This is a genomic window from Pseudomonas sp. VD-NE ins, assembly GCF_031882575.1.
GTDB classification, from domain to species: Bacteria; Pseudomonadota; Gammaproteobacteria; order Pseudomonadales; family Pseudomonadaceae; genus Aquipseudomonas; species Aquipseudomonas fluorescens_BZ.
The window spans coordinates 2,996,271-3,020,313 of record NZ_CP134772.1 but is presented as its reverse complement, the minus strand read 5'-3'; the positions used below and the strand labels follow the sequence as shown (position 1 = coordinate 3,020,313).

The 24,043-nt window shown below is 59.1% G+C and carries 17 protein-coding genes; 9 read left to right on the top strand and 8 right to left on the bottom strand.

Translation table 11 applies throughout. The features are described from left to right. The first annotated feature begins 203 nt into the window (after positions 1-203). The 5 genes from RMV17_RS13355 to RMV17_RS13335 all read left to right on the top strand — a co-directional run bounded on the left by RMV17_RS13355 (position 204) and on the right by RMV17_RS13335 (position 8,794). A complete protein-coding gene (locus RMV17_RS13355; protein WP_311886810.1) occupies positions 204-719 on the top strand; it encodes a hypothetical protein in 516 nt (171 codons plus the stop codon). 199 nt (positions 720-918) lie between these two features. Next, positions 919-2,658 carry a dipeptidase gene (locus RMV17_RS13350; protein WP_311886809.1) on the top strand — a complete coding sequence of 580 codons (1,740 nt, stop codon included), beginning with the start codon at positions 919-921 and terminating at the stop codon, positions 2,656-2,658. 269 nt (positions 2,659-2,927) lie between these two features. Beyond that, positions 2,928-4,181: a multidrug efflux RND transporter periplasmic adaptor subunit MexE gene (gene mexE, locus RMV17_RS13345; protein ID WP_034154191.1), complete on the top strand. Its 1,254-nt coding sequence runs from the start codon at positions 2,928-2,930 to the stop codon at positions 4,179-4,181. 15 nt (positions 4,182-4,196) lie between these two features. After that, the gene (locus RMV17_RS13340; protein WP_034154192.1) at positions 4,197-7,376 is read left to right on the top strand and encodes an efflux RND transporter permease subunit; all 3,180 of its coding nucleotides are present in this window, start codon (positions 4,197-4,199) and stop codon (positions 7,374-7,376) included. After that, positions 7,373-8,794, top strand: a complete 1,422-nt coding sequence (locus RMV17_RS13335; RefSeq protein ID WP_108224504.1) for an efflux transporter outer membrane subunit — start codon at positions 7,373-7,375, stop codon at positions 8,792-8,794. Before RMV17_RS13340 ends, RMV17_RS13335 begins: the two co-directional genes overlap by 4 nt. A 223-nt stretch (positions 8,795-9,017) precedes the next feature. Here the strand turns inward: RMV17_RS13335 and RMV17_RS13330 are convergent, their stop codons facing one another. Genes RMV17_RS13330 through RMV17_RS13320 form a run of 3 tightly spaced genes read right to left on the bottom strand, consistent with a single transcriptional unit; the run spans position 9,018 to position 12,301 of the window. Continuing rightward, the gene (locus RMV17_RS13330) at positions 9,018-9,962 is read right to left on the bottom strand and encodes an HlyD family secretion protein (RefSeq protein ID WP_034154194.1); all 945 of its coding nucleotides are present in this window, start codon (positions 9,960-9,962) and stop codon (positions 9,018-9,020) included. Between the two features lie 4 nt (positions 9,963-9,966). Further along, complete coding sequence (locus tag RMV17_RS13325; RefSeq protein WP_108224502.1) at positions 9,967-10,167, bottom strand: DUF1656 domain-containing protein; 201 nt, start codon at positions 10,165-10,167, stop codon at positions 9,967-9,969. After that, a complete protein-coding gene (locus RMV17_RS13320) occupies positions 10,157-12,301 on the bottom strand; it encodes an FUSC family protein (RefSeq protein WP_311886808.1) in 2,145 nt (714 codons plus the stop codon). Before RMV17_RS13320 ends, RMV17_RS13325 begins: the two co-directional genes overlap by 11 nt. Before the next feature lie 170 nt (positions 12,302-12,471). Between RMV17_RS13320 and RMV17_RS13315 the strand changes: the two genes are divergently transcribed. The 3 genes from RMV17_RS13315 (at position 12,472) to RMV17_RS13305 (ending at position 16,828) form a co-directional block, all read left to right on the top strand. Then, the gene (locus tag RMV17_RS13315; RefSeq protein ID WP_311886807.1) at positions 12,472-13,527 is read left to right on the top strand and encodes a tetratricopeptide repeat protein; all 1,056 of its coding nucleotides are present in this window, start codon (positions 12,472-12,474) and stop codon (positions 13,525-13,527) included. A gap of 131 nt (positions 13,528-13,658) precedes the next feature. Continuing rightward, positions 13,659-15,161 carry an ATPase domain-containing protein gene (locus RMV17_RS13310; RefSeq protein WP_108224500.1) on the top strand — a complete coding sequence of 501 codons (1,503 nt, stop codon included), beginning with the start codon at positions 13,659-13,661 and terminating at the stop codon, positions 15,159-15,161. Further along, a complete protein-coding gene (locus tag RMV17_RS13305; RefSeq protein WP_311886806.1) occupies positions 15,158-16,828 on the top strand; it encodes an ATP-binding protein in 1,671 nt (556 codons plus the stop codon). The genes RMV17_RS13310 and RMV17_RS13305 overlap by 4 nt, the downstream gene beginning before the upstream one ends. Positions 16,829-16,864: 36 nt before the next feature. Here the strand turns inward: RMV17_RS13305 and RMV17_RS13300 are convergent, their stop codons facing one another. From RMV17_RS13300 to RMV17_RS13280, 5 genes are read right to left on the bottom strand one after another with little or no spacing between them, the layout of a single operon-like run. Continuing rightward, a complete protein-coding gene (locus RMV17_RS13300; protein WP_003225116.1) occupies positions 16,865-17,242 on the bottom strand; it encodes a response regulator in 378 nt (125 codons plus the stop codon). Positions 17,243-17,286: 44 nt separating this feature from the next. Then, positions 17,287-18,501, bottom strand: coding sequence for a hybrid sensor histidine kinase/response regulator (locus RMV17_RS13295; protein WP_311886805.1), 1,215 nt, complete (start codon positions 18,499-18,501; stop codon positions 17,287-17,289). Continuing rightward, positions 18,495-19,088, bottom strand: coding sequence for a chemotaxis protein CheB (locus RMV17_RS13290; protein ID WP_034154201.1), 594 nt, complete (start codon positions 19,086-19,088; stop codon positions 18,495-18,497). The genes RMV17_RS13295 and RMV17_RS13290 overlap by 7 nt, the downstream gene beginning before the upstream one ends. After that, a complete protein-coding gene (locus tag RMV17_RS13285; protein ID WP_034154202.1) occupies positions 19,085-19,918 on the bottom strand; it encodes a CheR family methyltransferase in 834 nt (277 codons plus the stop codon). Before RMV17_RS13285 ends, RMV17_RS13290 begins: the two co-directional genes overlap by 4 nt. After that, the gene (locus RMV17_RS13280; protein WP_311886804.1) at positions 19,918-23,409 is read right to left on the bottom strand and encodes a response regulator; all 3,492 of its coding nucleotides are present in this window, start codon (positions 23,407-23,409) and stop codon (positions 19,918-19,920) included. Before RMV17_RS13280 ends, RMV17_RS13285 begins: the two co-directional genes overlap by 1 nt. Before the next feature lie 264 nt (positions 23,410-23,673). Between RMV17_RS13280 and RMV17_RS13275 the strand changes: the two genes are divergently transcribed. Continuing rightward, a complete protein-coding gene (locus RMV17_RS13275; protein WP_108224838.1) occupies positions 23,674-24,033 on the top strand; it encodes a response regulator in 360 nt (119 codons plus the stop codon). Positions 24,034-24,043 lie beyond the last annotated feature (10 nt).

The following is a 24,043-nucleotide window of genomic DNA, read 5'->3' as shown; positions in this document are numbered from 1 at the left end:
GAAAGGTGCATACATGAACGCCTACTCATGATAGAACCAAACTCACCCTAAACGTCACTTCGATTATCGAGGCTGTTCCGACCATCAATAAAACCATTGATAAACACCATGCCTTCTGCTGAGTGGCTATTTATAGAGCGGGTGCAAGGAACGAAGTCCGCCTGCGATCTGATTTTTGATTCAATCAACGGTATCTTCGGCCAATGAACAAATTCCGCGCGGTCATTTACCTTGGCGTTCTTCTCTGCACTGGCTGCGTAAAAACGGCCAGTATTCCACCCGCCGACCTCACGTTATCGTCGTTTGAGCTCGGCCCCGCCAACCTGTTCACGGCACATTTCAACTCCACTGTGGATTTGCAGAACGCGTTCAATGATTACGAAAGTTCCAACCAGCTCAGCCCTACCCTGATCTGCTCTCTGAACCGAGACATGGAGTTCTCATCCGAGCATTCAATCGCGGTAAAAGCCGAAGGGCGAGTGAACGCACGCAGTCAAGCCAGGCCCAATTACAAGTTTTCCTCCGATCTGATCTTTTACTACACCAATGCGGATGGAACGCAACGCGACTTGAATGACTACGACGCCATCAAACCGTTGCTGACATCGCAAGCTTCAATCCCGTGCAAAGTTCGCATAACTGCCTATGGGTATGAGGCCTATTACACGAATACGTTATTCATTCCCTCCACGGTCATGATTGAGCAGATTTTCAGATAGCCCCGATCGTCGGCACCCATAAAAAAGCCCGGGAACCCTCCCCGGGCTTTTTCATTTGTGCGCCTCTTTTGCATTTTTGTGCGACAGATCCCCTTTCAGGACTCCCGCAAGGCTCTGGCACGGTGTTAGTTTGTAAGTGTATGTGTCTCAGCGTTGAGGCACGCCTAACTCACTGCCCTGCAAAGGAATGCCCTTCGTAATGAATGTCCCTTTCAAAAAACTGGCTGCCACCACCTTGATGCTGGCCGGTCTTGCCGTGTTCACTGCGCCCGCGCAAGCCAATATCACTCCGCAACAGAGCGCTGAGATTCTCAAGACTTACAGTGCTGACAAGGTCACTGATTTCCGTCAGTTCCTCGGCAATCTGGGCAAGAGCGATCTGGCGAAAACCGCCGACATCGGTCCGGCCATTGGTGCTTACCTCGACAACAAGACGTTGACGGCCGATCAGCAGAATGAAGTCTATCGTCTGCTGGGCATCTACACGCGAGCGAAATACAGCGCTGCCGCCACCGAAACCCTGCGCGAACTGGTGGAAATCCCGACCTATCGCAAGGACGGCGTCGAACAGCATGACAACCCGGAATTCACCAAGATCGCGGCGAAGATTCAGAGCCTTGCCGAGTCGTTCAATCTGAAATTCCGCAACATCGACAACCGCGTCTACGAGATCTCCCTCGACGGCAGCGGCGATGAAGTGGTTGGTATCCATGCGCACGCCGACGTGGTGCCGGTGACGCCGGAAAACTGGGTGCTCAAGGATGGCACCCGCCTCGACCCGTTCAAGATCACCCTGATCGGCGATCGCATGTATGGTCGCGGCACCGAGGATGACAAGAACGGCATCGTGGTTACGCTGTATGCCATGAAAGTCATCAAGGAAGAAAAGCTGCCGCTGGTGCGCAACTTCAAGTTGCTGGTCGACACCACTGAAGAAACCACGGGCGACGCGATTCCTTACTACTTCGAACGCAATCCGACGCCGAACTACAACCTGGCGCTGGATGGTGGTTACCCGGTGGTGATTGCCGAGAAAGGCTACGGCACGGTCATGGCCAACTTTGCCAAGCGCAAGGGTGAAGGCAAAGGTGCGGAAATCACCTCGATGACCGGCGGCCTGGCGACCAACCAGATTCCGTCGGCGTCGGTCGCCACGCTGGTCACCGACAAGCCTGCAGAACTGGCTGCCAGCCTGCAAAAGGCCGGTGACGAGTTTGCCAAGCGCAATGGCGGCGACTTCCAGGTGAGCGCCAAGGTCGACGGCAAGGACGTCAAACTGACCGTGACTGGCGTATCTGCGCACTCCTCCGAGCCCGAATCCGGGGTCAACCCGGTCGCGCGGATGCTGGTCTTTATCAATAGCCTTGATGGCAAAGTCGCGTTCAAGCACAACCACATCACCGATGCCGCGCGTTACGCTGCCGACAACTGGGGTCTGGATTACTTGGGCAACAAGCTGAGTGTCGGTTTCTCCGATGCCTTCATGGGCCCGCTGACAACGTCGCTGACCTACGTCGGCATGGATGACAAAGCATTCAAACTCGCGGTCAATCTGCGCGTTCCAAAGGGCAAGTCGCCGGAGAAACTCAAGGCTGAAATCGCTGAAAAACTGGCTGCCTGGAGCAAGAAAAGCCACGTAGCCGTTGCCTTCGACTATTCGATCGCGGAACCGATGTACCGCAATCCTGAGGGCGAATGGGTCAAGGCACTGCTGGCTGTTTCAACAGAAAATCTGGGCATGAAACACGAGTTCGGCACCTCCGCAGGCGCTACCTCGGTGCATGAACTGCCGAATGGCGTGCAATTCGGTCTGGCCATGCCGAACGTGAAGTACACCGGTCACACTGATGGCGAATTCAAGACTGTGGAGCAATTCCAGCTGGATCTGCAGATCGTGACGGAAATGATCGGACGCATCGGCCAGTTGCCGAAGCTCTGATCGTATTGTCGAACCCGCCATGGCGGGTTCGGCATTTTTAATCCCCGCATAATCCCCGCCGCGCAGCCTCGCTCCTGACTTTTGCACACCGGGCAACACAGAATTGCCCTTAGAGAGATTGATAGCCACCTAACGAAAGGTGCATGCTAGAGGGCTCGTTCGAGTCTTATATCATTCCGAATGATAGTTACCTTTGCTTCATTCGATTCGTGCCATCACACCCCGCCGAGCATCATCCGCCCATCTTCAATACATTGGCGGATGCATCCATGGAACAGTCACTCAAACATTTGCGCTTCCCGTTGGCCATGTTGGCCGTACTGGTGATGAGCGCCTGCGGCAAGACTCCGGAGACTGCCGCCAGCATGCCCGCTGCGAAAGTCAGCGTGGCCAAGGTGCTGGAACAACCGGTCAACGAGTGGGACGAATTCACCGGGCGCCTCGAAGCGCCGGAAACCGTTGAAATCCGTCCACGGGTCTCTGGCCAGATTGATGACGTCGCTTTCACTGAAGGCGCATTGGTCAAGAAAGGCGACCTGCTGTTCCAGATCGATCCGCGTCCGTTCCAGGCTGAGGTGCGCCGCCTCGAAGCGCTCGTAGCCCAATCCCGCGCCAACGCCACTCGCAGTGAAAACGAGGCTGGTCGTGGTGAGCGTCTGCGCGCCAGCAACGCCATTTCCGCCGAACTGGCCGACTCGCGCACCAGCGCTGCACAAGAAGCCCGCGCCGCCGTCGGTGCCCTGCAAGCGCAACTGGACCTGGCCAAGCTGAACCTGAGCTTCACCCGCGTAACCGCGCCGATCAGTGGCCGCGTCAGCCGTGCCGAGATCACCGCCGGCAACCTGGTGACCGCCGACACCACGCCATTGACCAGTGTGGTTTCCACTGACCGCGTCTACGCCTACTTCGACGCCGATGAGCGGGTGTTTCTCAAATACACCCAACTTGCCCGTAACGGCCAGCGCGGCGCGACCACCCCGGTGTACATGGGCCTGTCCAACGAAGACGGCAACCCGCACCTCGGCCAGATGAACTTCGTCGACAACCAGGTCAACCCGAAAACCGGCACCATCCGTGGTCGCGCGGTGTTCGACAACAGCGACGGCACCTACACCCCGGGCCTCTACGCACGCTTGAAACTGGTCGGCAGCGGCACCTACAACGCCATGCTGATCAATGATGAAGCGGTCGGTACCGACCTCGGCAAGAAGTTCGTGCTGGTGATGGATGCGGACAATAAAACCGTGTACCGCGCCGTTGAACTCGGTCCGAAAATCGAAGGCCTGCGCATTGTCCGTAATGGCCTGAACAAGGACGACACGATCATCGTCAAGGGTCTGCAACGGGTTCGTCCTGGCTCGCCGGTCACTCCTGAAGTCGTGCCAATGGCCAGCGAACAAACCATCGCGGCACTCGCTCAACAACGTCAAGCGCTGGAAGCCAGCAACCTGCCCAAAGTCGCCCCTGCCAAAGGTGCGTCCGGTTCGGTTGTGAAGCTGGCTGCTACGACCCCACGCGGTTAAGGGACGACAACTCCGATGAATTTTTCCCAATTCTTCATTTCACGGCCGATCTTCGCAGCGGTGCTGTCGCTGTTGATCCTGATCGCCGGTGCGATCTCGCTGTTCCAGCTACCGATCAGCGAATACCCGGAAGTCGTGCCGCCAACCGTGGTGGTACGTGCCAACTTCCCGGGCGCCAACCCTAAAGTCATCGGCGAAACCGTGGCCGCTCCGCTGGAGCAAGCCATTACTGGCGTCGAGAACATGCTGTACATGTCCTCGCAGTCGACCGCCGACGGCAAGATCACCCTGACCATCACCTTCGCCCTGGGCACTGACCTGGATAACGCGCAGGTGCAGGTGCAAAACCGGGTGACCCGTACCGAGCCCAAGCTTCCCGAGGAAGTGACGCGCATCGGTATCACCGTCGACAAGGCCTCGCCCGACCTGACCATGGTTGTGCACTTGACCTCGCCGGACAAACGCTACGACATGCTCTACCTGTCCAACTACGCGATCCTCAACATCAAGGATGAGCTCGCTCGTCTGAACGGCGTTGGTGATGTGCAGTTGTTTGGTATGGGCGATTACTCGCTGCGGGTCTGGCTCGATCCGAACAAGACCGCTTCGCGCAATCTGACCGCGACCGATGTGGTCACCGCCATTCGTGAACAGAACCGTCAGGTCGCGGCCGGCCAATTGGGTGCGCCCCCTGCCCCGAATGCCCAGAGCTTCCAGCTGTCGGTCAACACTCAGGGCCGACTGGTCAGCGAGGAAGAGTTCGAGAACATCATCATTCGCGCAGGCGACAATGGTGAGATCACTCGCCTCAAAGACATCGCTCGCGTCGAACTGGGCTCCAGTCAATACGCCCTGCGCTCGTTGCTGGACAACCAGCCGGCGGTGGCCATCCCGATCTTCCAGCGCCCAGGCTCCAATGCCATCGACATCTCGAACGAAGTTCGCGGAAAGATGGACGAGCTGAAGAAAAACTTCCCGCAAGGCATGGATTACAGCATCGTCTATGACCCGACGATCTTCGTGCGCGGCTCGATCGAGGCAGTGGTTCACACTCTCTTCGAAGCACTGATTCTCGTGGTGCTGGTGGTGATCCTGTTCCTGCAAACCTGGCGTGCCTCGATCATTCCGTTGGTGGCGGTGCCGGTATCGTTGATCGGTACGTTTGCGGTGATGCACCTGTTCGGCTTCTCGCTCAACGCGCTGTCGCTATTCGGCCTGGTACTGGCCATCGGTATCGTGGTCGACGACGCCATCGTGGTGGTGGAGAACGTCGAGCGCAATATCGAGCTCGGATTGAATCCGGTCGAAGCCACCAAGCGCGCCATGCGTGAAGTGACCGGCCCGATCGTTGCCACGGCACTGGTGCTGTGTGCGGTGTTCATTCCGGCAGCGTTCATTTCCGGCCTCACCGGGCAGTTCTATAAGCAATTCGCACTGACCATCGCGATCTCGACCGTGATCTCGGCGTTCAACTCGCTGACCCTGTCGCCAGCACTGGCCGCGGTATTGCTGAAAAGCCACGACGCGCCGAAAGACCGCTTCTCCAGGATGCTCGACAAGATTTTCGGTGGCTGGCTGTTCCGTCCGTTCAACCGCTTCTTCGACCGCGCCAGCCATGGCTACGTCGGTACGGTTGGCCGGGTTATCCGCAGCAGCGGCATCGCCCTTCTGCTCTACGCCGGCCTGATGGTGCTGACCTTCTTCGGTTTCTCCAGCACGCCGACCGGTTTTGTACCTGGCCAGGACAAGCAATACCTGGTGGCCTTCGCGCAACTGCCGGACGCTTCGAGCCTGGATCGCACCGAAGACGTGATCAAGCGCATGTCTGATCTGGCGCTGAAACAGCCAGGCGTGGAAAGCGCCGTAGCGTTCCCGGGCCTGTCGATCAACGGCTTCACCAACAGCCCGAACGCCGGCATCGTGTTCGTGACCCTGAAACCGTTCGACGAACGTAAAGACCCAAGCATGTCCGCCGGTGCAATTGCCGGTGCCTTGAACGGCCAGTACGCGAACATTCAAGAGGCGTACATGGCGATCTTCCCGCCGCCGCCGGTACAGGGTCTGGGCACCATTGGTGGTTTCCGCCTGCAAATCGAAGACCGGGGCAACCTGGGCTACGACGAGCTGTACAAAGAAACCATGAACATCATCAACAAGAGCCACAGCGTGCCGGAACTGGCCGGGCTGTTCACCAGCTACACCGTGAACGTGCCGCAGGTCGATGCCGCCATCGACCGTGAAAAAGCCAAGACCCACGGCGTGGCCGTCAGCGACATCTTCGACACCCTGCAGATCTACCTGGGTTCGCTGTATGCCAACGACTTCAACCGCTTCGGGCGCACCTATCAGGTCAACGTTCAGGCTGAGCAGCAGTTCCGCCTCGAATCCGATCAGATCGGTCAGCTGAAAGTGCGTAACAACAAAGGCGAAATGATCCCGCTGGCGACCTTCATCAAGGTCAGCGACACCTCGGGCCCGGATCGCGTGATGCACTACAACGGCTTCATCACCGCAGAAATCAACGGCGCAGCTGCCCCGGGCTACAGCTCCGGCCAGGCGGAAAAAGCCATCGAGAAACTGCTCAAGGATGAACTGCCGAATGGCATGACCTACGAGTGGACCGATCTGACCTACCAGCAGATTCTGTCCGGCAACACCGCGCTGTTCGTGTTCCCGCTCTGCGTACTGCTGGCGTTCCTGGTGCTTGCCGCTCAATACGAAAGCTGGAGCCTGCCACTGGCAGTGATCCTGATCGTACCGATGACCCTGCTGTCGGCCATCACCGGTGTGATCATCTCCGGCGGTGACAACAACATCTTCACCCAGATCGGCCTGATCGTACTGGTGGGACTTGCCTGTAAGAACGCGATTCTGATCGTCGAGTTCGCCAAGGACAAACAGGAAGAAGGCCTCAACCCGCTCGCGGCAGTACTCGAAGCTTGCCGTCTGCGCCTGCGGCCGATCCTGATGACCTCCTTCGCGTTCATCATGGGTGTGGTGCCACTGGTGTTCTCCAGCGGTGCCGGTGCCGAAATGCGTCACGCCATGGGTGTGGCGGTGTTCTCCGGGATGCTTGGGGTGACCTTCTTCGGTCTGTTGCTGACGCCAGTGTTCTACGTACTGATCCGTAACTTTGTCGAACGCGGCGAAGCCCGCAAAGCGGCCAAAGCTCTGAAACTGGAGGCGCAACAATGAGTCTGAAAGTCTTCCTGCCGAGCCTGCTGGTGCTGGCTCTCAGCGCCTGCGCTGTCGGCCCCGACTACAAGACCCCAGCCACGGAGGCGGCCAACATTACGGCTGCCACCGACGGCGCCGCCGGGCAAAAGAACTTCGACCGTTCGAAATTCGAAGGCATCTGGTGGCAGCAATTCGACGATCCGACCCTCAACCAGTTGGTGACCCAATCGCTGCAAGGCAACCGTGAACTGCGCGTGGCGTTCGCCCGCTGGAAAGCCGCCCGGGCGATCCGCGACGATGCCAGCAACGATGCGATGCCGACCATCACCAGCCGCGCGAGCAGTGATCTGGCCAAGGGACAAATCCCCGGCCAGACCACCAACCGGGTCAACAGCGAGCGCTATGACCTCGGTCTGGACATGGCCTGGGAGCTTGACCTGTTCGGGCGCATCCAGCGCAATCTGGAAGCCAGCGACGCCGATCAGCAAGCGGCCGAAGCCGATCTGTACCAGCTACAAGTCACCATGATTGCCGAACTGGTGGACGCCTACGGACAACTGCGTGGCGCGCAACTGCGCGAAAAGATCGCCGTGGCCAACCTGAACAACCAGGTGGAATCACGCAAGATCACCATCAGCCTGCGTGACGCCGGTGTGGGCGATCAGCTCGACGTCGAACGGGCCGATGCGCGTCTGGCCTCGGTCGAAGCCAGCGTGCCGCAATTGCAGGCAGAACAGGTTCGGCAGAAAAACCGTATCGCTACCCTATTGGGCGAGCGTCCGGACAAGCTGACCGTCGATCTGAGCCCGAAAGACTTGCCGGCGATTGCCAAAGCTCTGCCAATCGGTGATCCGGGTGAACTGCTGCAACGTCGTCCGGACATTCTCAGCGCTGAACGCAAACTGGCTTCGGCCACGGCGCGCATCGGCGTGGCGAAAGCCGATCTGTTCCCGCGGGTCAGCCTCAGCGGTTTCCTCGGCTGGACGGCCGGGCGCGGTTCGCAGATCGGTTCCTCGGCGGCCAACGCCTGGGCACTCGGCCCGAGCATCACCTGGGCGGCGTTCGACCTTGGCAGCGTGCGCGCCCGTTTGCGTGGCGCCGATGCTGATGCCGAAGGCGCACTGGCGACCTACGAGCAACAAGTGCTGCTGGCCCTGGAAGAGTCGGAAAACGCTTTCAGCGATTACGGCAAGCGTCAGCAACGCCTGATATCGCTGATCCGTCAGAGTGAATCAAGCCGCAAGGCAGCCGACCTGGCTGAAATCCGTTATCGCGAAGGGACGACAGACTTCCTCGTGCTGCTGGACGCTCAGCGTGAACGGTTGAATGCCGAAGACAGCCAGGCCCAGGCCGAAGTCGACCTGTATCGCGGCATCGTCGCGATCTACAAGGCCCTTGGCGGTGGCTGGCAACCGGAGACAGTGGCCAGCAAGTAATCGATTGTTAAAGAGCTCCTTTGGTTGGCCGCAACCAACCAAATTTTTTGCCCCGCGTATCATTCGGTCGCGGGGTTTTTTTATGCCTCGAAAATCACACTCTCTTCTGTAGGAGCTGCCGCAGGCTCGGGCCGCGATCGGACGATCTTTTGACTTTGCTTTAAAAGAGCAGATCAAAAGATCGTCCGATCGCGGCCCGAGCCTGCGGCAGCTCCTACAGGGATCAGTTTTCCAGCACGGTGACGGTCGCTGTGGTGCCTGCACGCAAGCGGTTCTTGCCGGCATAGTCGCCATCGATGTCGATCCGCACCGGCACCCGCTGCGCCAGTTTTACCCAGGTGTAACTCGGGTTGATGTTGGCCAGCAGCCGGCTGCCCGGCGCGTTTTCCCGGTCGGCAATGGCGAAGGCAATGCTCTGCACCGTACCGCCGAAGGTCTCCCCGCTCATCAATTGCACCCGTACCCGATCGCCCTCTGTAATTCGCGGTAATTTGGTTTCTTCGAAGTAACCGCTGATGTAGAACGAGTCACTATCGACCAGAGCCAGTAAAGCGCCGCCACTCACTGCGTAGTCACCTTCACGAGTCAGCAGGTTAGTGACATAGCCGCTGACCGGTGACTCGACGCGGGTTCGCTGCAAATCCAGTTCGGCCTGAGTCAGCGCGGCTATCGCCAACTGCACATTGGCCTCAGCCAGACCGAGATTGGCCTGATTACGCAACAGGTCTGCCTGGGCCACGGCCACGTCGGTACTGGATTTTTCCCACTCTTCGCCGGAAATGGCAAAACCCTGCTTGAGCGTACGCCGCCGACGCTCTTCGCTCTGTCGCTGCTTGAGCAAGGCTTCGCTGGCCACGATCGCCGCTTGCGACTGCCCCAGCGTCGCCTTGGCCACTTCCACCTCGCGACGCGAATGCTCCACCGCGAGGCGGTAGCGCGCCGGGTCGATTTCCATCAACAATTGCCCCTTGTCGACGTGCTGGTTGTCCTGCACGGCCAGACTGACAATACGCCCGGAAACATCCGCCGACAGCGTCACCACATCCGCTCTGACCCGGGCGTCGCGAGTCCACGGCGCGCGGGTGTAATGCTCCCAGGCAAACCAGCCGAGGACGATAGCCAGCAGCACCACCGCCAACGTGATCAATCGTGTGAATAGCACTTTCAAGGCATCAGGCTCCCATCAGCAAAATCAGCGTGGCACAGACGCAGGCATACAAGGCCCCTTCAAACAGCGCTTCATGCCAGACCAGACGCAACAAACCCAGACGCCGCAATCCCCAGTCCAGCACCATGAAAATCGGTATGGCCAACAATAGCGCCTGGGCAATGGGCGGCAGGTAGACACCGCCGATCTCGAAATCAATGGGCAAGGGCTGCTTCTCCTTCCGGGACCGAACGCTGGATGGTTTCACCGTGGCGCTGCAGAAATGACACGACGATCAACAAGGCGACGCGCATACGGAACAGCGACCACACATGCTCATGACTGGCGACATGCAACTCATCCAGTTCATCGCCCAATGTGTGCAATGTGTGCAATGTGTGCAGCAAGGGTGCCAGTTGAACATCCTGTCGCCCGGCCACAAAGCGCCCGGTCTTGCGCAGGGCCGAAGACAGGCTCTGAGTGAAGGCGTCCGTCAACAGCGCGTTGTTCTGGGCTTGCTGTCGCAACTGATGCATCGCCACCCCCAGCGCTACGCAAGCCAGGCTGATCTCATACAACTGCTGCATCGTACGGTTGTTCACCGCTGGCAGCAGGCCAAGCATGCTGGTCAGGCGATCGACCATGCGGCTTTCAAAGGCAAATTGCTGTTCATCAGTGGCCGGCAACTTGCTCAAGGCATACACCTGTTCGCGTGCTTCGTTGTACAAACGACGAATTCGCAGCGCCGGGCGAAACGGGAAAATCCATGCGTAGACAATCAACGCCAGCATCGCCGCGCTGACATAGGCGCCGGCAAACTCGAACCATTGAATGGCGGTGTTCTGCCCGGTACCGACATTCTGCGGACCGATCAGCAGGAAACTCGACAAGCCCAGCCCCATGCCGATGCCGGCCGTCGCAGGACTCGCCAGTCCCACCGCGATGACATACAACAACGGCGCGATCATCAGCGCCAACGGTTCGAAGTCACTGATCGATGGCACCAGCATGAACTGATAGAGCGCCGACACCAGCAACGCCAATCCCAACCCACGAGCGTAGCTCTGCGCCGCCATCAAGGGTCGCGGAAATGTCGCCATCAGCGAGCAGAGGATGCCCACCAGAATCATCCCGCCACGGGCGCCGTCCCAAGCGGTTTCGATCCAGATCAGCCCCGCAACCAGCAACGCGGTGAAGGCGCGGATGGCATTCATCGAGGCCAGCGTGAAATCGAGGTGTAGCGGGCTCGCCTGACCGCGATAGAGACAACTGGCTTCCCGCCCTTCCTGAATCGCATCGCTCAACTCAAGGATCTGTTCGAGTTGCTGCAGCAGACGCGCCTGCTCCCAGCGCAACGCCCACGCCAGTGAACGCAGCGTGGCACTCATGTCCTCGGTCAATTGTTCGGCCTCATAGGCCAGGTCATCGAATTGCTTTTGCAGTGTGATGATGCGATGACGAGCATCGGCCGATACCGAACGGCCCTGCTCCGCCAGTTGATCAAGCACCGCGAGTTCTTCGGCGCGCAGTCGCTGGATATCCAGCGGCAGATCGCCTTCCCAGCGCTCGGTGAGCAATTGCCGCTGATGACGCAACGCGGTCAGCCGTGAGGTGAGCAACATCAATTGGTTGCCGAGCAACAGCACCAGATTGTTGGCGCTGCGCAAACGTGGAGCATCGAAGTACAAGTGCCGCCGCAAGCCTTCAAGTGCGCTGATTTCCCCCAGCAGCTGCATTTGCCGACGCTGAAACCCGGCCTCGCTTTCCTCCGTGCGAAGCACTGCCGCAGCGTGGCTGGCAGCCAGTTTGATCACTTGATCGACTTTGGCGAAATACCCCTTGGCCACCGCTTGTGGGCGCGCCGTCAGCAGGCTGACCACACACACGCACGCCACGGCCAGCAAGGTTTCGGTCACGCGGGTAACCGCCAACAGAAACGTGCCATCCTGGTCCGGGATCGCCAATAAAGCCACGACCACAGCGGTGTAACCACTGAGCACAAACGCTTGCGAACTGGTGTAACGCAGCAACGTACCGCCTGCCGTACACAGCGCCAGCCACAGGGCCAGGGTGGTAATGAAAGGCAACGGAGCCTGGGGAAAGATGGCCATGATCAACACCGCCACCGCGGCCCCGAGGGTCGTGCCGATCACCTGGCCGAAACTGCGTGCCAGCGCCATCCCGGCCAAGGGCTGGCTGACAATGACTACCGCCATGATCGACCATTTGGGCTGATCGAGGTCAAACAGAAACGCCAGATACAGCGTCAACAACCCCGCCGCAATGGTTCGCAGTGCAAACAGCAGGACAGCCTGACCGGGGTGGATCACGGCCTTGAAGTAATTGAACAGGGCTTGCATGGGCACACTCATCGAAACGACTTCTGCAAGCGTAGACACTGCATCGAAAGCCTGACGGGTAACTGAGTCGACGCAGTTTGTAGGGCGATTCGCATGCAAGGGTTTGACTCATGGCCCGCGCTGACCGAAGCTTGCCGCTCTGCTCAAGAACGCCTGTTTCGGAAACCTGCATGCCTCAGTCTCGCCGCTACTTGCTTATCAGCCTGGGCCTTGTGCTTGTCATCATTGTCGCGTGGTTATCCGTGCGCAGCACCGTGCCGGTCATACCCGATGCGATCAAACACGGCTATAGCGAGGCGCTGGATGCTGCCCGCAAGGGTCAACCGGGCGCGGCGCGTCAGTTGTATCAACAACTGGGCCGGCGGGACATCTCGGTCAAGCGCCGCGTGTGGCTGCATGGCGAGCTGCCTAACTACCCGAGTCCACAGGCGTTGAAGCTGGCCGACACCGACCTGCAAAACGAATCCCCCGCCGTGCGGCTGGCGGCGATCAAAAGCGTGGTGGGACTGGTGCCCGGCGGGCAACGCAGCCTGTTGCTCGGGCCAATGCTCGAGGATGAAGATCAAACCGTGCGCTTTGCCGCCATCAACGCCCTGCTCGGCTTGACCCCGGATGAACTGGGTCTGTATTTCGCGCCCCTGCAACAAGCGATCGACGGTTGGGAGCAAACGCTCAAGGCGCAGCCGGAAAGCGCCGCCAACTACGCGCAACTGGCCCTACTGCATATCCACAACGCCGAACTCAAAGAGGCGCAGGTCGCGCTCGACAATACTCTGCGCCTGGAACCCGGCAATCTGCAGGCACTGGTGATGCAGATCGATGTCCTCGACCGCCAGGGCCAAACCGATGCCGCCCGGCAACTGCTGGGCCAGCAACTCAAGGCACAACCTGATTCGGCCTATCTGCAACATGCCCTGGGTTTGTGGCTGTTGCACCACGATCAGCGCGAATACGCCCTGCTCGGCTTGTCGAAAGCGGTCGAGCTGGAACCGGACAACAAGGATTATCGCTACGACCTCGCCACCACCCTGCACAGTGCCGAAGAACTGGAAGCGGCGCAGAAACAGTTGCAGGAAATTGTCCAGCGCCACCCCGCCGACCGCAAGGCGCGGGTCTTGCTGATCAACTACTGGAAGGAAAGCGGGCAACTGCAGAACGTACAGATTCTGCTGGCGCAACTGGAGCAGCTGAACCCCGATGATCCCGCGTTGCAGCAAGGCCTCTGAACCACTCTTGGCCGCTCGTTCGACACATCCGGCAAGGAATTTCGGAACTGCCATCACGCCACAGGGTCAAGTTAATCAGGCCGTTCAATTAGTTGGCGACCTCGCTTCCCTTAGTCATGAGAGGGCATTTTTTGTCTACTTCTAACGAGTTGATCAGTGCGAAAGCCGCTACCGGCATTGGGGGTCTGGACGACATCCTGGCCGGTGGTCTGTCTCGCGGTCATGTATTTTTGCTGGAGGGTGAGCCCGGAACCGGCAAAACCACGGTCGCGTTGCATTTCCTCCTGGCCGGCGCGAAAGCCGGCGAGCGCTCGTTGTACATCACGCTCTCGGAAACCGAGCGCGAATTAAGGCAAGGGGCGTTGTCCCACGGCTGGACGCTGGATGACAACATCAAGATCTTCGAGCTGACGCCCCCGGAAAGCCTGCTCAATGCCGAACACCAGCAGAGCCTGCTGTACTCCTCCGACCTGGAACTGGGCGAAGCCACCAAGCAGATTTTCGAAGCGGTCGAACGCTTCAAACCTACGCGTGTGGTGCTCGACAGCCTGTCGGAGATCCGCTTGCTGGCGCAGAGTTCTTTGCGCTATCGCCGGCAGATTCTGGCCATCAAGCACTACTTCGTGCGCTACAACGCCACCGTGTTGCTGCTCGATGACCTCACCACCGAGTCCCTCGATAAAACCGTACACAGCGTGGCTCACGGGGTGATTCGTCTTGAAGAACTGACGCCCAACTACGGCGCCGAGCGCCGACGCGTGCGGGTGGTCAAATACCGGGGCCAGAAGTACCGCGGCGGTTTCCACGACTTCACCATCATGGGCGATGGCGTGCACGTATTCCCTCGACTGGTGGCAGCTGAACATCGCGGCGAGTATGCGCGCTTGCAGTTGACCAGCGGCATCCCGGAAATGGACGCCCTGCTCGGCGGCGGTATCGAGACCGGCTCCAGTACGCTGATTCTCGGCCCTGCCGGTACCGGCAAGTCGCTGATCTCGATGATCTTCGCCGCCGCTGCCGTGGGCCGTGGCGAGAAGGCCGCGCTGTTTATCTTCGATGAAGAGCTGGGCCTGCTGTTCGAGCGCATGAAAAACATCGGCATCGACCTCAAGGCCCTGCAGGCCACCGGCAATCTGTTGATCGAACAAGTCGACGCCGCCGAACTGTCGCCGGGCGAGTTCTCCCACCGCGTGCGGCGCTGCGTCGATGAAGGTCAAATCAAAACCGTGGTCATCGACAGCATCAACGGCTATCAGGCCGCGATGCCGGAAGAAAACGCGCTGGTGCTGCACATGCACGAACTGCTGCTGTACCTGAACCGCAAAGGCGCGGCGACGTTCATGACGGTCGCCCAGCATGGTCTGGTCGGCGACATGCAAGCGCCGGTCGACATTACTTATCTGGCTGACACGGTGATTCTGTTGCGCTACTTCGAAGCACTGGGCAAAGTCCGCCGCGCGATCTCGATCATCAAGAAACGCACCGGCAGCCACGAATCGACCATTCGTGAATACCGTATTTCCACGCAAGGCATGACTATCGGCGAACCGCTGGAAGCCTTTCAGGGCGTACTGCGCGGCGTCCCCACCTACCTCGGTGCGAGTAATCCGTTGCTGCAGGAAGAGCGCTTGTGACGGTCCAGGTTCCGCTGGCCGAACGGGCACTGATTCTGGCGCCCGTGGGTCGCGACAGCCAGATTGCGCTGATGATCCTCAACGAAGCGGGTTACGACGGGCTCGTCACGCCCAGTCTGAGCTCGCTGTGTACGGAAATCGAGCTGGGTGCCGGTCTGGTGCTGGTTGCCGCCGAAGCCTTGCGCGGGCCAGAACTGGAAGCGCTGTTCCTGTACCTGGAACAGCAACCCGCCTGGTCGGATCTGCCGATTGTGCTGTTGACCCATCACGGCGGCCAGGAGCAAGGCCCCTCCTCACGCCTGAGCGATCTGCTGGGCAACGTGACGTTCCTTGAGCGACCGTTTCATCCGGCGACGCTGGTCAGTATGGTTTCCGCTGCATTGCGCGGCCGCCGACGACAATACGAAGCCCGCGACCGGCTGATCGATCTGAGTGAAAGCGAACGGCGCCTGCAGTCGACTCTGGAAACCCTTGAGCAACAGGTCGAAGAGCGCACCGCGCAACTGCGCCACAACGAAGAAGCGCTGCGCCAGTCGCAAAAAATGGAAGCGGTCGGCCAGCTCACTGGCGGCATCGCCCACGACTTCAACAACATGCTCACAGGCATCATCGGCAGCCTTGAGTTGTTGCGTCGACGTCTGGCCCGTGGTCGCACCGATGACCTCGACAGCCTGATCGATCTGGGCGTGACTTCGGCCAACCGTGCCGCCGGTCTGACCCACCGCTTGCTGGCGTTTTCGCGTCGGCAGTCGCTCGACTCCAAAGCAGTGCAGATGAACGCCCTGGTGCAGTCCATGGGCGAGTTGCTGCAACGCAGCCTCAATGAAAGCATTCAGTTGGACATGCGCCTCAACGACAATCTGTGGGTTGCGGAGGCGGATCCCAATCAACTGGAAAGCGCCCTGCTCAATCTGGTCATCAATGCCCGCGATGCCATGCCCGAAGGCGGCAAACTGGTGGTCGAGACCAGCAATCAGGTGCTCAAGCGCGAATTCACCGAGGCCTACAGCAACCTCGAACCGGGTGATTACGTGATGCTCAGTGTCACCGACAACGGCAGCGGCATGCCGCAAAGTGTGGTCAACCGCGCGTTCGATCCGTTCTTCACCACCAAACCGATCGGCCAGGGCACAGGTCTGGGGCTGTCGATGATTTACGGTTTCAGCAAGCAGTCACGCGGACATGTTTCGATCGACAGCGAGATCGATGAGGGCACCACGGTCAGACTTTACTTGCCGCGCTTTCGCGGTGAAGAACTGGTCAGCCCTGCCCCCGATGTGCAACAACTGCCAGATGCACTGGACGGTGAAACCGTGCTGATCGTCGAAGACGACCCGGCCGTGCGCGTGCTGGTCTGCGCGGTGCTCGGTGAGTTGGGTTATGCCTTTGTTGAAGCCTGGGATGCCGACAGCGCCGTGCCGATTCTGAACTCGACGCAGCGCATTGATCTGCTGATCAGTGACGTCGGTCTGCCGGGCATGAACGGCCGGCAACTGGCGGAGGTTGGCCGACAATACCGGCCTGGGCTGAAAGTCTTGTTTATCACCGGATACGCCGAGCACGCAGCCGTGCGCGGCGGATTCCTCGACTCGGGGATGCAGATGATCACCAAACCCTTCACCTTCGACCTGCTGACCGCCAAGGTGCGGGAGATGATCAAAAGCTGATCGCAAGGATACGGCCTGCTGAAGCAGGCCGGGTGGTCAGGCGAGCAATTCCTGAATTTTTTCCTGCAACACATCCAGGTCGAACGGCTTTTCCAGGATCGGCGCCTTGCGCGTGATCGGGCTGCCGGTTTCGCGGATTTCCTGCGGATAACCGCTGATGAAAATCACCTTGAGGTCCGGGCGCAACTTGACGGCCGGTTCGGCAATCTGCACGCCAGAGATCCCGCCGGGCAAACGGAAATCGGTGATCAACATGTCCAGATGTGGCTTGCTCGCAAGAATCTCGAACGCCTGCTCGCCGTTTTCGGCCTGCAACACGCGATACCCCTGCCCCGACAGGTAATCCGTCAGGACCATCAAGATAACCGGTTCGTCCTCGACGACGAGTACTACATCTTGTGCATCTACGCTCATGGGAAGCCTTTGTTCGGTCAATAGCTGCTGATACGACCGTACGGTCAATCAGAGGTTGCGTCGGATGTGCCGTTTTCCTGAATTGGCAGACAAACGCGAAACAGGGCGCCTTCGTTGATTTCACTCTCGACGACGATGGAGCCGCCATGGGCGGCGACGATCTGCTCGGAAATGAACAGACCCAGCCCGAGCCCGGCCACTACCGTCTTGGCGGAAACCCGTTCGAACTGTTGGAAAATACGTTTCTGGTTCTCTTGGCTGATACCGATGCCACGGTCCTGCACCTCGACCCGCGCTTCATCATCTTCACGGTAAACGCGCACCTGAATCGGGCTGCGACCACCGTAGCGCAAGGCGTTGGTCAGCAAGTTGGTGACCACCTGTTCGATGCGGAACTCGTCCCAGTTGCCTTCCACCGGCGCTGGCGCGGTAAACGACACTTCGGTTTCAGCGGCTTCGATCTGTTGCGCGAAGTTCTGCAGCAGATTGCTCACCAGTTGCACCAGGTCGAAACGGCTCGGCCGGATCGACAGTTTGCCGGTGCGAATGCGCGAGACGTCGAGCATGTCTTCGATCAAGCGGATCAGGCTTTTGATCTGCCGTTCATCGCGGTCGACCATGGCGTGCATCTTGTCGAGAGTGAACGCCGCAGCGTTGTCCCGAGCCAGGTGCATCTTGCGCAGCTGGGTTTCCAGAATCAGACCATTGAGCGGCGTACGCACTTCGTGGGCAACGATCGACATGAAGTCATCGCGCATGCGCACGGCCTGCTCCAGCTCCAACTGGGTGCTTTGCAGTCGTTGCAACAACGCTTCCTGTTCGCGACGAGCCTGCTCCAGGGCTTCGAGCTGTTGCTTCATCGCCTTGCTCTGGCGGTACAGATCGACAAAAACGTTGACCTTGCTCTTCACCGCATGGATATCCAGCGGTTTGTGCAGGAAATCCACCGCCCCGCTTTCGTAGCCCTTGAACGCGTAGTTCAGTTCACGACCAGCGGCGCTGACGAAAATGATCGGGATGTTCTTGGTTTTCTCGGTGCCGCGCATCAACTCGGCGAGTTCGAAGCCGTTCATGCCCGGCATCTGCACATCGAGAATGGCCATGGCAAATTCGTGTTGCAGCAGCAACGACAGCGCTTCATCCGCCGACAACGCTTTATAGACGGTACGGTCTTCACGCTTGATCAGCGCTTCGAGTGCCAGCAGGTTCTCCGGCAGATCGTCGACGATCAGCAGTTTGGCTTGGATATTACTCAGCATGCGATTCGTTCCAGCTCGACAAGCAGACGGCCGATGCCGTGAATGGGTAGGACATGATCCGGCTGCTGAATCTTCAGTGCAGCCAAAGGCATGGTGGCGACTTGCGCCTCTTCGGGGTCCTGAACGATGGTCAGACCGCCGCAGCGTTTGACTTCGGCCAGCCCGCGCGCACCATCGTGATTGGCGCCGGTCAGCAGTACGGCGGCCAGTGATGAGCCGTAAGCGTCGGCGGCTGACTCAAACAGATAGTCAATCGAAGGCCGGGAATAATGCACGCGATCCTCAAGACTCAACGAGAGGCTGCGGTCCTGCTCCACCGACAGGTGATAACCCGGCGTGGCGAAATACACATTGCCGGCAACGATGTCCTGCTTGTCGGCAGCCTCGTGCACCGGCATGTCCACGCGCCGGGCGAACACCTCGGCCAATTGGCTGCGGCGCTCTTCGGGCAGGTGCAGGACCACAATGATCGGCAACCCGTAGCCTCGGCGCAGCGGCCCGAGCAAGCTCAGCAGCGCCTCAACGCCACCGGCGGAAGCACCGACCACAATCGCCTCGACGCGAGGTAAATCCACGGCCTCGTTCATGTTTTACGGTAGATCCGTTCTTGTTTCACCAGCGGCTCGAACTGGTTGGCATAGCTGGAAAAATCCAGCGTCTCTTTGCTGCCGAGCACCAGAAAGCCGCGATGGCAAAGCGATTCATGGAACAAGCCAAACGCCCGATCCTGCAGCTTCTTGTTGAAGTAGATCAGCACGTTGCGGCAGGAAATCAATTGGGTTTCGGAGAACACGCTGTCCGTCGCCAGACTGTGGTCGGCAAAGGTCACGTTCTCGCACAGGCTCTTGTCGAAGATCGCGTAACCGTACGCTGCCGTGTAGTAGTCAGCAAACGAGCTCTGACCACCGGCCTGCTGATAGTTGGCCGTGTACGCGCGAACATTCTCCATCGAAAAAATCCCCTGCTTGGCCTTGTCCAGCGAGCGCGGGTTGATGTCGGTGGCATAGATGATCGTGCGATCGAGCAGGCCCTCTTCGCGCAACAGAATCGCCATCGAATAGACCTCCTCCCCCGTGCTGCACCCGGCAATCCAGATCTTGATCGACGGATAAGTGCGCAGCAACGGCACCACTTCCCGGCGGATCGCGAGGAAGTGCGACGGGTCACGAAACATCTCACTGACCGGAATCGTCAGCAATTGCAGCAACTGCATGAACGCTGTCGGGTCATGCAAGACCTTTTCCTGCAATGCAGAAATGGTCGCGCACTCGAACTGGCTCAGCGCGTGCTGCACCCGGCGCTTGATCGACGCGCCGGAGTAATCGCGAAAATCGTAGCTGTACTTGAGGTAGATCGCCTCAATCAACAAGCGCAGTTCGATTTCACTGTTTCGTTCAGCTGGCGTACTGCGTTCCACTAAATGCGTTCCATCTTCGGTAACCACACGCGAATCAGCGAGAACAGCCGATCCAGATCGATGGGCTTGGCCAGGTAATCGTTGGCGCCCGCTTGCAGGCAGCGCTCCTGATCGTCTTTCATGGCCTTGGCCGTCACCGCGATGATCGGCAGCTTGCGCCAGCGCGGCTCCTTGCGGATTTCAATGGTGGCTTCAAAACCATCCATTTCCGGCATCATCACGTCCATCAACACCAGATCGATGTCCTCGACTTCGTTAAGTCTCTCAATCGCCTCACGACCGTTACGGCCGATGACCACGACTGCGCCTTTGGTCTCCAGCGCGCTGGTGAGGGCGAAAATGTTGCGCACATCGTCGTCCACCAACAGCACTTTGCGACCCTCGAAGACCTTGTCGCGGCTGCGCGCGGTCTTGAGCATCTTCTGCCGTTCATGGGACAACTGCGATTCGACTTTGTGCAGAAAGAGTGTGACCTCGTCCAGCAAGCGCTCCGGCGAACGTGCACCCTTGATGATGATCGAGCGCGAATACTTGCGCAGTTCGGCCTCTTCATCGCGGGTCAGGTTGCGCCCGGTGTAGACAATCACTGGCGGGAACGAGCAGATGTCTTCGGTGGACATGCGCTTGAGCAGGTCATTACCCAGCATGTCCGGCAACTTCAGATCGATGACCATGCAGTCGTAGATCGTCGTGCGCAGCAGCTCCAAAGCGTCCTGCGCGAGGCCAACGGCGGTGATTTCGATGTCTTCGTCGCCGATCAGTCGGGCAATACTCTCGCGCTGCAAATCGTCGTCCTCGACCAACAGGACGCGTTTGACCTTCTGGGTCAGCTTGGCTTCGAGACGGGCGAACACATCCTTGAGCTCTTCGCGGGTGGTCGGCTTCACCGCATAACCGATCGCGCCCATGTGCATGGCCGCTTCGACACGGTCCTCGACGGAAATCACATGCACTGGAATATGTCGGGTTTCGGCGTGTTCTTTCAGGCGTTGCAGCACGGTCAGGCCAGAGTGATCCGGCAGGCGCATGTCGAGCAGGATCGCGTCGGGTACGAACTCTTTCGCCAGGTCGTAACCTTCGTCCGCACCATGGGCTACCAGGCACTGATAGCCCAGTTCATGTGCCAGATCGTAGAGGATGTGCGCAAAGTTCGGCTCGTCTTCCACCACCAGAATGCAACGCGTGGCGAATGGAGCCTTGTCGCGGTCGTCGGCGAAGCGCGGGATATGCACCGGCGCCAATGGCGAAACAACCGGCGCCAGTGGCACGCTGGCCACTGCCGCTGGCGGCGTAAAGGTCAACGGTGAGAAGGCAACTTCATTGGACTCGTTGTACTGCTGCGGCAACACCAGCGTGAACACGCTGCCCTGCCCCGGCGTACTGCTGACGCTGATCGAACCGCCGAGCAAGGTCGCCAGATCCCGCGAAATCGACAGGCCCAGACCGGTGCCGCCGTACTTGCGATTGGTGGTGCCGTCGGCCTGGCGGAAGGCTTCGAAAATGCTCTCCTGCTGATCGGCAGCAATGCCGATACCCGAATCGCGCACGATGAACGCCACCCGATCATCCGGCTGGCCGGCGATGGTCAGGCTGACAGTGCCCTTCTCGGTGAACTTCACAGCGTTGGACAGCAGGTTCTTGATCACCTGCTCCAGACGCTGACGGTCGGTGTAGAGCATGCCCGGCGCGCCAGGTTGCAAATCGACGCTGAAGGTCAGCTGTTTGTCCGCCGCCAAAGGTTCGAACACGCCGCGCAGGCCATCGGCCAGACGCGCCACGCTGGTGTTCTCCGGAATCACTTCGAGCTTGCCCGCCTCGACCTTGGAGATGTCCAGAATGTCGTTGATCAGGTTGAGCAGATCGTTGCCGGCGGAGTAGATCGATTCGGCAAACTTGACCTGTTCGGCGCTGAGGTTGTCCTGCGGGTTCTCCGCCAGCAACTTGGCCAGAATCAACGAACTGTTCAGCGGCGTGCGCAGTTCGTGGGACATGTTGGCGAGGAATTCGGATTTGTACTTGCTCGAGCGCTGCAACTCTTCGGCGCGTTCTTCGAGTTGCACCTGAGCCTGATTGAGTTCGGTGTTTTTCAGGTCCATGGCGTCGCGCTGCTCGGCCAGGGTCTGCGCCTGTTCGGCGAGCTGCTCGTTGGTTTGCTCCAGCTCAACTTGCTGGGTTTCCAGATGCGCCTGGGATTCCTTGAGAATCCGCGACTGCTCTTCGAGTTCTTCGTTGGCGGTTTTCAACTCTTCCTGCTGCACCTGCAACTCTTCGTTGAGCTGCTGGGTTTCGGCCAGCACTTCCTGCAAACGCTGACGGTAGCGCGCGGCTTCGATGGAGGTGCCGATGTTGCCGGCAATCAGCTCCAGCAGTTCGATATCGCGATCATTGAGCGGCCGCAGGAAACCCAGTTCGATCACACCATTGACGCGGTCGTCATCGCTGGTCGGCACCACCAGCACACTGTGTGGCAAGCCTTCACCAAGCCCCGAGCTGACTTTGAAGTAGTCGGACGGCACCGAATCGAGACGGATCAGCCGCGCCTGTTGCGCCACCTGACCGACGATGCCTTCGCCGCTGTAGATCGACTGTTCCTGCTCTTCCTGCTCGCGGGAGAAACCGTAAGTGGCCACCCGCTTGAGGCCGCCATGTTCTTCACGCACATACAGCGCAGCCACAGCAGTGCCGAGGTATTGCGCGCAAAATTGTAGAATGTTGCGCCCCAACAGATTCAGCGTCAGTTGCCCCAGCACCTGCTCGGCCAGTTCGGTCTGACCGTTGCGCAACCACGCCTGCTGCTCAAGACGTTCGGCACTGGCTTGTTGAGCGTCCAGCGTGGCGCTGTAGCTGTCGGAGAGATTAACCAGATCACGTCGGCCGATATAGGCCAGCAAACCACTGATACCGGCGATGAATATGAGGTAGAGGCTGATGCTCCAGATCGTAGTGCGGCGCACTTCTTCATTGCGCGTGGTGCGCAAGACCTGTTCGGTCTCGATAACGTCTTCGAATTGCTTGCGGATTTCGTCGGTCAGGCGCTTGCCACGGCCGGCTTTGACGGCGCCTTTGTAATCACCGCTGGAACGCTGCAGATCGATCATCGATTGCGCGTAATTGGCCCACTCGGTCTGCAAGGCCTGCAGTCGGCGCAAGCGATCGGTTTGCACCGGGTTATCGGCCGTCAGTTCGAGCAACGTATTGAGTGCCACGGTAATGCGCGGCTTGGCCGTTTCGTACGGATCGAGGAAGTGCTCGTCGCCGCTGAGCAGGAAGCCGCGCATGCCGGTTTCCAGGTCCACGGTGAGTTTCACCGCTTCGTTGGCGTTATTGATCACCCGGTCGGTGTGCTCCACCCACTGGATAACCGACAGCAGGTAAGTAATCAGCGACACGAAAAACACGGCACTGAGCACACCGACGCCCAAGGGCAGACTGATGTTGCGACTCAGGAGTTTGCGAAACCGTTGCTCATCAACCGTAGACGGAGAGGACATGGGGCAGCCTTGTCGAACTGTTGAAAAACAGGCAGTTTGCCCCAAAACGGCGGCATGGATCCATTTTTCTCACACCTTTCGCCGCAAATTCCTACATGCACCGGCATGTTTACAGCGTTGAACAGTTATCCTTGCTGCCCCGTTGGCAGCTATGCTTTTTTTGTGTCTAGCGGGGAACTTGTGGCACTGCGCCACTTACTCATGCAAGAGCCCGGCACTTTTGATCGACCGGCGACCCCTGAACTGACTTTTGAGAGCCTGAATATGTCTGCCACCCCATCCACCATCCTGGTCGTAGAAGACGACAACATCGTGCGCATGCTGATCGTCGATGTGCTCGAGGAGCTGGAGTTCAAGGTGCTCGAAGCTGACGGCAGCGAACAGGCTCTGGAGGTTCTCAAGGACGCCACCAAACACATTGACCTGATGATGACTGACGTCGGTCTGCCGGGCATGGATGGCCGCGAACTGGCGACCGAAGCACGCAAACTGCGCCCCGCGCTGCCGATTTTGTTTGCCAGTGGTTATGCCGAATCCATTGATGTACCCGCTGACATGCATGTGATCGGCAAACCGTTTTCGATCGACCAACTACGCGACAAAGTCAAAAGCATTCTTGTATAAAATCGGATCG

Coding starts and splice junctions, on each gene's coding strand:
- RMV17_RS13355 (WP_311886810.1), top strand. CDS start 204: ATGAACAAATTCCGCGCGGTCATTTACCTTGGCGTTCTTCTCTGCACT.
- RMV17_RS13350 (WP_311886809.1), top strand. CDS start 919: ATGAATGTCCCTTTCAAAAAACTGGCTGCCACCACCTTGATGCTGGCC.
- mexE (WP_034154191.1), top strand. CDS start 2,928: ATGGAACAGTCACTCAAACATTTGCGCTTCCCGTTGGCCATGTTGGCC.
- RMV17_RS13340 (WP_034154192.1), top strand. CDS start 4,197: ATGAATTTTTCCCAATTCTTCATTTCACGGCCGATCTTCGCAGCGGTG.
- RMV17_RS13335 (WP_108224504.1), top strand. CDS start 7,373: ATGAGTCTGAAAGTCTTCCTGCCGAGCCTGCTGGTGCTGGCTCTCAGC.
- RMV17_RS13320 (WP_311886808.1), bottom strand. CDS start 12,301: ATGCAAGCCCTGTTCAATTACTTCAAGGCCGTGATCCACCCCGGTCAG.
- RMV17_RS13315 (WP_311886807.1), top strand. CDS start 12,472: ATGCCTCAGTCTCGCCGCTACTTGCTTATCAGCCTGGGCCTTGTGCTT.
- RMV17_RS13300 (WP_003225116.1), bottom strand. CDS start 17,242: ATGAGCGTAGATGCACAAGATGTAGTACTCGTCGTCGAGGACGAACCG.
- RMV17_RS13295 (WP_311886805.1), bottom strand. CDS start 18,501: ATGCTGAGTAATATCCAAGCCAAACTGCTGATCGTCGACGATCTGCCG.
- RMV17_RS13290 (WP_034154201.1), bottom strand. CDS start 19,088: ATGAACGAGGCCGTGGATTTACCTCGCGTCGAGGCGATTGTGGTCGGT.
- RMV17_RS13280 (WP_311886804.1), bottom strand. CDS start 23,409: ATGTCCTCTCCGTCTACGGTTGATGAGCAACGGTTTCGCAAACTCCTG.
- RMV17_RS13275 (WP_108224838.1), top strand. CDS start 23,674: ATGTCTGCCACCCCATCCACCATCCTGGTCGTAGAAGACGACAACATC.